This is a genomic window from Agrobacterium sp. NPDC089420 (assembly GCF_044900305.1).
Lineage (GTDB): Bacteria > Pseudomonadota > Alphaproteobacteria > Rhizobiales > Rhizobiaceae > Agrobacterium.
In genome coordinates this window covers 1-5,334 of record NZ_JBJDMY010000052.1, presented here as the reverse complement: position 1 = coordinate 5,334, position 5,334 = coordinate 1, and the positions used below count along the sequence as shown (strand labels likewise).

The window sequence follows — 5,334 nt, the reverse complement described above, 5'->3', positions numbered from 1 at the left end:
CTGATCGCATCGCAAACCTCCGGTTTGCACCAGAGATTCAGATTCATCGCGTTTTGGGAAGGCCAAAGAGTCGAGATCAGCGAGGCGGCGTATAACAGGGTAGGTCCTTTTCCAGAAAGTATCCTGAGCGATCCAAGAACATTATCATCCGGATCGACCATGACGACATATACAGGATCGGCTTTCGTATCGAGGTCGTCGAGTTCGAGCCCCATATAAACGGAAACGTCCCAACCCAAGCGCTGATGAAATACCCTCGCGCGAGCCTGATACAATTGCCGGAACAAATGAGCACGATGTGCTGCTTCATCGCGTTTTAATATTTTGATGATCATCACTGCCTCGTTTGGGGAACGATCAGTTGAAGCCGCCGGCGCTTCAACTCCGAAATTCGCAATTTTCACTCTGCTGATTATCTCTCATCTCGCTGGGGATCGAAGTGTAATACAAGCTCCCATGCGTTGATCAGACCATGCACGACGGCTTTGGTTGCAGCTTGATATGGGCTGGCGCTGTCGAGCTTCAGCCTGGCAGAGTTCAGGTCATTCCGGATGGTTGTTTGCGATCGCCCAAACCTGTCAGCGATCTGCTTGATCTCGTAGCCAGAGGCTAGAAGAGCAAGGGCCTGTCGCTCTCGTTGTGTCAATGAAAGAAACCGCACTGGCTTGGCTTCCGTAGCAGCCAGGACGTATCGCTGGTGCAGGAGCTTCGCAATGTAGAGCAATTCGAGCAAATTGCGGTACTTCTCGACCTCCCATTCTCGATCCGACGCATTCGAAGTGAAAGTGAAAACACCATAGGCCCCGCCCGGGTGCCTGACCGGAATAGAGACCTCCTGTCGGCCTACACCGTAACTGCTTGCCGCCAAAAAGAACCGGCGCACTTCTTCGGTGGAAGACTGATCAACGTTAGCCCAATCCACCGGCATGATTGCCTGCCTTGCAGCAGCTTCGACAGGGTCGATCCTGAAATACTCATTCTTGAAATATTCGGCTTTCCAAGCGTCCTCATAGGTGAGATACACCGCCCGCTCCTCAGTCGGAACGCCGGGTACAAAAGCCGCATGGTAGACGACATGGGCTAGACGATAAATGTCCCGTATTTCCCGCACGATCGCAGTGAAATCGGCTGGATGATGGTCGGCGGTATCGATCAATGTGTTGATGTATGTGAACTCTTCACGCCTCGCCGTGTCTTTGTCAAAATAGATGAAACGCACGCAATCCTCAGCTTTAACGCATTGAAAGCTTTTTATTGAAATCATAGATTGAAGTTTCGGTGTATTTTGCTGCGGACGCAACCACTGAAGGAGTTCACAATTTCGAGAGTTCTTAGTTGGCGCGCATTTTGCGTATAGGTGCATCAGCTTGTTTTGCATGCTCCGGTTCGCGTGTATTCCCGATTTCTGGGAATGGAGCAGATCATTGTCGCCCCAAATTTCATCTATCTCGCGCTTGTGGTTTGTTAGAGGCGGCCAAGTCAAACTCGTGTGCCATACTTATTGCCGGTGCGGGAGAGTAGTCACGTATGTAACGCCAGCGGTTTCAGTGAGAGGAATGTGTGGACAGGGATCGGAAGAGTGTTCCAACGGCCGGCCCGAAGGAAACGTAGGAGGGTGGCGGATGCGGCTGGAGGGAGAGGGGGGAAGGGGAGTTCGTAGCGGATTGTGGTTGTCGGAGAAAGGCTCCGGCCGATCCGCCACGGAGAAACGATATGGCACAGGCCATCCAGAAAATCACACTTAATGCCGGGCGTGACATTCCGTTCAACAAGCTCGTTTTGAGCCAGCAGAACGTTCGCAAGATCAAGGCGGGCGTCTCGGTCGAGGAACTTGCCGAAGACATCGCCCATCGCGGACTACTGACAAGTCTCAACGTCCGCGCCGAGATCGATGCCGACGGCAACGAGACCGGAATTTTCCGCATCCCGGCCGGCGGCCGTCGCTATCGCGCGCTGGAACTGCTGGTCAGCCAGAAGAAGCTGTCGAAGACCGCCGCTGTTCCGTGCATCGTCAGCAAGGGCGAAACGCCTGAAGTCGAGGACTCGCTTGCCGAAAACATCAAGCGCGTCGACCTCCACCCGCTCGATGAGTTTCGGGCCATCATGACGCTCCGCGAACAGGGGCTCGATGAGGAGGAGATCGCCGCACGCCTCCATATCTCGGTTGCGACGGTTAAGCAGCGTTTGCGGCTGGCGTCGGTCTCGCCGCGGCTTCTGGAGATCTACGCGAATGACGAGATGAAGCTCGGCCAGGTCATGGCATTCTCGATCACCAATGACCACGCTCGCCAGGAGCAGGTTTGGGACACGGTCTCGCGGTCCTATAGCCAGGATGCCAATTACATCCGCCGCATGCTGACGGAAACCGCGGTTCGGGCCGCCGATCGCCGCGCCACTTATGTCGGCATCGACGTCTACGAGGCTGCCGGAGGTGTCGTCATGCGCGATCTGTTCGAACCGGACAATGGCGGATGGCTGCAGGATCCGGCGCTGCTCGAACAACTCGTGATCGAAAAGCTGACCGTCGACGCGGAGGCGCTGAAGGCCGAAGAAGGCTGGAAATGGGTCGAGGCGGCCTTCGACTTCCCATATGGCCATACCTCCGGCCTTCGCCGTTTCTATGGCAAACAGGCGGAATACACGGAGGACGAACTCGCACGTCATGACGCTCTGAAGGCGCAGTATGACAAGCTCGACGCCGACTATGCCGAGACAGAAGACTACTCCGAGGAAACAGAAGCTCGACTTGAAGAGCTCGGGAATGAACTGGATGCGTTGAACGACCGGCCCTATGTCTTCGATCCGGAAGATGTCGCGCGGGGCGGCGCCTTTATCTCGCTTGCCGTCAGCGGCGAACTGAAGATCGAACGTGGTTTCGTCCGGCCTGAGGATGAGCCCGCTGTCGAGGCGGATGACGCTGACACCGATGACGGCGACGGTCACGGCGGAAAAGACACCGTTGCGGCCTCGGTGAACGGTGGCGTTTCGATTAACGGCAAGCCTGCCGGCGTTGAAGAGCCGGAAGACGACGACGGAAAGCTTCGCCCTCTTTCCGATCGCGTCATCGAAGATCTGACGGCCGCCCGTACCGTCGCCCTTCGCGATGCGCTGGCGAACGATCCGGTGATGGCATTCGTCGCCGCGCTCCATGTCGCCGTCCTCAAGATCTTCTACAGATACGGGGCGGACTCGTGCCTGGAAATCACGCTCCAGCACACCACATTCGGTCAGGCACAGGGGCTCGGCGATACGGTCTGGGCGAAAGAGATCGAACAGCGGCAGGAATCGTGGGGTCATGATCTTCCCGCGAACGCTGACGAGGTCTGGGACTATTTGGTCATGCTCGATGAAACCAGCCGCATGGCGCTGTTTGCGCATTGCGTCTCGTTGTCAGTAAACACCACGGTCCAGGCGTGGAACAAGCGGGTCAAGGAAAACATCCATGCCCGACAGCTCGCCCGTTCGCTCGGTTTTGGCATGGTGGAAGCCGGCTGGACGCCGACGGTCGACAACTACCTCGAGCGTGTGACCAAGGCGCATATCCTGCAGGCGGTCCGCGAGGCAAAGGGCGAACAGTCGGCGCAGCTTATCGATCATCTGAAGAAACCCGACATGGCGCGCGAGGCGGCCCGTTTGCTGGAAGGCAGCGGATGGCTCCCCGAAGTGCTGCGGCTTCCAGCCGCCGAAACGACCACGGTCACTCAGGTTGATGCGACGGTGACCGACGACGGTATCGAAGACGATGCCGCCCAACCTGACGACGTCGATCTGCCGGCCTTCCTGACCGGGGACCAGGATGCGGAGGAGGTATCCACCGATCCGGACGACGGTGATCATCTCGAAGCCGCCGAGTAACCACGCCAAAGCCCGCCCTAACGGAAGCCCGGATGACAGCCGGGCTTCCCTGTTTTTCAGGAGGATCCGCCATGCCCGCTTACACGATCGAAACGACCTATACCCTGCCGATATTTCGGTATGGCACCTATAGCCAAGACGCTGGAGGAGGTCTGCAAGGCCGCGCTCGTGGCCGAGAACTGAGAATCTTTGCAGAAGGATTATGACGCCTCCGGTGAGGTTCACGTCACCGGCATTTGGAGGGGTGAAAAGGCTCACAACACCGGATCATCGATCCCCGTGCCGTCACAGTTTGACGAAGCGGTCCAGCGTCTTGGCGACCACTTCGAGATATTGCTGGGGCTGCTGAAGATGATGGTCCACGATGCTCGTGCGACGCGAGGTTTGCCGCCGTACTGGCGGGGCAAGGCGGCGTGGGCAATCGCGCGAGGTGAGGCAATTCTCGCCTGTGCAGCCGATCCCGAGGAGCCGATGAAGCACCGAGGGCAAACCATGTTCTCGCGCGCTTGCACGAAGACCGGGTCCGCAGCGCGATAGCCTCCGTACTCGACGTCGATGACAGCTTCGGGTCACTTTTGACGGTTTTGGTGACAGAAGAAGAGATCCAGTCAGCTCGCGAGATCATCATCTCAACGGTGGATCTCTCCGATGTGGTGAGTAACGCCGAATTTCACGCGGCAATGACAGCGATCCGGTCTGCGGCCCGTCGTCTCCATCCAGATTGATCGCAGGTAGACCGCTGAAACCTTTCGAGCGCGGCTGGCGCGGGTGGGCGTTGGTCAGCCGGGAAGAGGAGGAGTGGGGCCGGGAGAGGGCGAACCAGGCGGTCGAGAGAGGGCTGCCCGGACTGACCCACTCGCCTCTCTGGAGAAAGATCGATGTCTGTATTCGAAACTGGTCCTCAATCCGCCGCCATTGTTCCCGACGAGCGCCGTTTAAAATTCCTCCCGACCCTGTTCGGGCGCTCGCTGCTGATCATCGGCGAGAACGCTGTTTACAGCCTCATGGAACGGCTGAGCCCTCTCGACTACCGCGGCGGGTTCTGGGACTTCTATGAGCATCAAGGTACGCCGCTGTTTCTGGCGCCGCGATCCAGATCGCGCTTTCGGATCACCGGCGAAATCACGGGGTTTCAGGGTGAGGTATCGGCGGAAGCTGCGGGGATTATCGCCACGCTTTTTGCTTTCTCGCATCTCTCCTTCCGGCATCCGTCCGACCATCTCTCGGAAGCCTATGGCCGCCTCTATGTTTATTCCGCTGAGCATCCTGAAGCCGCACAAATTATTGAGGCGATCGACTGAGGTATCAATGTGCGCCTGCCTCGACGGCGTAGCTGGGCTTTGAGTAGCAGCGGAGCAGAAAACCTACATAAGACCCGCTTAGCTCGCAAAAACACGACGGCGGGGAGTTTATCGGCTATAGGTTTCTGCACAGGTATTTATGAAATTTCGGAGCTTCTGCAGAATTTTTGCGATTGGC

General features: G+C 57.5%; 5 protein-coding genes. 3 read left to right on the top strand and 2 right to left on the bottom strand.

Features of this window, described 5'->3' with window-relative positions; all coding sequences use genetic code 11:
• A partial coding sequence (locus ACI2KA_RS26795; protein WP_404505466.1) for an acyl-homoserine-lactone synthase occupies window positions 1-335 on the bottom strand: 335 nt, incomplete at its 3' end.
• A gap of 77 nt (window positions 336-412) precedes the next feature.
• Window positions 413-1,378: an autoinducer binding domain-containing protein gene (locus tag ACI2KA_RS26790; protein ID WP_404505465.1), complete on the bottom strand. Its 966-nt coding sequence runs from the start codon at window positions 1,376-1,378 to the stop codon at window positions 413-415.
• A gap of 335 nt (window positions 1,379-1,713) precedes the next feature.
• Here ACI2KA_RS26790 and ACI2KA_RS26785 point away from each other — a divergent pair, with 335 nt between their 5' ends.
• The 3 genes from ACI2KA_RS26785 (at window position 1,714) to ACI2KA_RS26775 (ending at window position 5,156) form a co-directional block, all read left to right on the top strand.
• The gene (locus ACI2KA_RS26785; RefSeq protein ID WP_404505464.1) at window positions 1,714-3,855 is read left to right on the top strand and encodes a ParB/RepB/Spo0J family partition protein; all 2,142 of its coding nucleotides are present in this window, start codon (window positions 1,714-1,716) and stop codon (window positions 3,853-3,855) included.
• A 189-nt stretch (window positions 3,856-4,044) separates the two neighbouring features.
• Window positions 4,045-4,392 carry a hypothetical protein gene (locus ACI2KA_RS26780; RefSeq protein WP_404505463.1) on the top strand — a complete coding sequence of 116 codons (348 nt, stop codon included), beginning with the start codon at window positions 4,045-4,047 and terminating at the stop codon, window positions 4,390-4,392.
• A gap of 341 nt (window positions 4,393-4,733) precedes the next feature.
• Entirely contained in the window at window positions 4,734-5,156 is a 423-nt protein-coding gene (locus ACI2KA_RS26775; RefSeq protein ID WP_404505462.1) for an antirestriction protein, read from the top strand.
• Window positions 5,157-5,334 lie beyond the last annotated feature (178 nt).